Annotated in this window: 1 protein-coding gene and 1 pseudogene; both read left to right on the plus strand. The window is 72.6% G+C overall.

Going from position 1 to position 1,535, the window contains the following annotated elements:
* Positions 1–189: 189 nt before the first annotated feature.
* Positions 190–1,203 carry a glycerophosphoryl diester phosphodiesterase membrane domain-containing protein gene (locus GH736_RS22730; RefSeq protein ID WP_159607267.1) on the plus strand — a complete coding sequence of 338 codons (1,014 nt, stop codon included), beginning with the start codon at positions 190–192 and terminating at the stop codon, positions 1,201–1,203.
* Positions 1,194–1,535 (plus strand): annotated as a pseudogene (locus tag GH736_RS22735) (DUF4129 domain-containing protein); the annotation flags it as partial. The gene GH736_RS22730 and the pseudogene GH736_RS22735, both read left to right, overlap by 10 nt.

The following is a 1,535-nucleotide window of genomic DNA, read 5'->3' on the forward strand; positions in this document are numbered from 1 at the left end:
CGCCTCATCGGCAACGTCGAGGTCGGCCGCGACATCACGGTCGACGAGCTGCGCGAGCGCTACGACGCGGTCGTCTTCGCGACCGGCGCACTGCGGGTCCTCGAGATGTTCACGGGCGCGGCCGTGATCGCGCCGTAGCCGGCAGGATGGGTTCCGCCGCCGAAGCCCGGGCTCCTCCCCTTGCGGCCCTTGGGATTCGGAACCCTGATGTGGGCGCCGTTCCGGACGCTCCGGCGCAACCCCGCCCCGACGTTCGGCAGCGGGCTGATCGTGCAGCTCGTCTCCGTGGCCGCCACCGCCGCCGTCGTCGTGCCGTTCCTCGGGTTGACCATGTCGCGCCTCGAGGGCTCGACCGGCGCCGATGCCGACGCCATCCTCTCAGGGGCCGTCGGCGGGTTCCTCCTGCTCTCGCTCGTGCCCCTGCTCCTGTCGATCGTCGCGAGCGCGTTCCTGCAGGGCGTCATGGTCGTCGACGTGGCGACCGGCACCGTCGGCGACCGGCTCGGCTTCGGCGCCCTGTGGCGCCGTGCGGCATCCCGCATCTGGCCCCTCATCGGGTGGACGCTCCTCGTCGCCGCCGCGCTCCTCGTCGCCTTCGGCGTGATCGTCGGGGTGGTCGTCCTCGCCGCCGTGTCGACCTCGTCGCCGGTGGGGCTCGTCATCGGCATCGTCGTCGGCCTGCTCCTCGGCCTCGGGCTCCTGGTGGCCGGCTTCTGGATCGGCGTGAAGCTCGCGATCGTGCCGAGCATCATCGTGCTCGAACAGGTGGGCATCCGCGCCGCCGTCGCGCGGTCGTGGCGGCTCACCGACGGCGCGTACTGGCGCACGTTCGGCGTGCTCATGCTCGTCGCCGTCGTCCTCAACGTGGCCGCGCAGGTCGTCGTGCAGCCGGTGTCGATCGTCGGCACGATCCTGGCCGTGCTCGTCGACCCGTCGGGCACCGGTGCGGCCGTCGCCGTCACCGTGGTCACGACGATCGTCACGCTGGTCCTCTCACTGCTCATCGGAGCCATCACGGCGGTGGTCCAGGCGGCCCTCGTGGCCGTGATCTACATCGACCTCCGGATGCGGCGCGAAGGCCTCGACCTCGAGCTCCAGCGCTACGTCGAGCTGCGCGAGGCGGGCCGGCCGACAGAAGACCCGTATCGGGTGCCGGCCGGGTACGCCCCGCGTGGAAGCGAACCTCCGGCCGCGTGGTCCTGACCGTCCTGTTCGAACCACTGGACCCCGACGCGCCCGAGGCGCGCCGGTGGCTCGAGGACGAGCTGGCGAAGCCCGAGTACCGCGCCGCCCAGCCGACGCCGTTCGACCTCGCCATGCAGCAGGTCCGCGACTGGTTCGTGAGTCTCTTCGAGGGGGCGGCCGGGGTCCCGGCGCCAGTCCTGGTGCGGCTCCTCGTCATCACGGTGGTGGTGGTCGTGGTGATCGGCCTCCTGGTCTTCGGCCTGCCGCGCCTGCGACGTCGGCAGCGGCCGGCCGCCCCGCTCTTCGACGACTACGACCGTCGCGACCTGGCCGCCCTCCGCGCGGCGGCC

This window comes from Agromyces humi (assembly GCF_009720255.1).
In the GTDB taxonomy this organism is placed as follows: Bacteria; Actinomycetota; Actinomycetes; order Actinomycetales; family Microbacteriaceae; genus Agromyces; species Agromyces humi.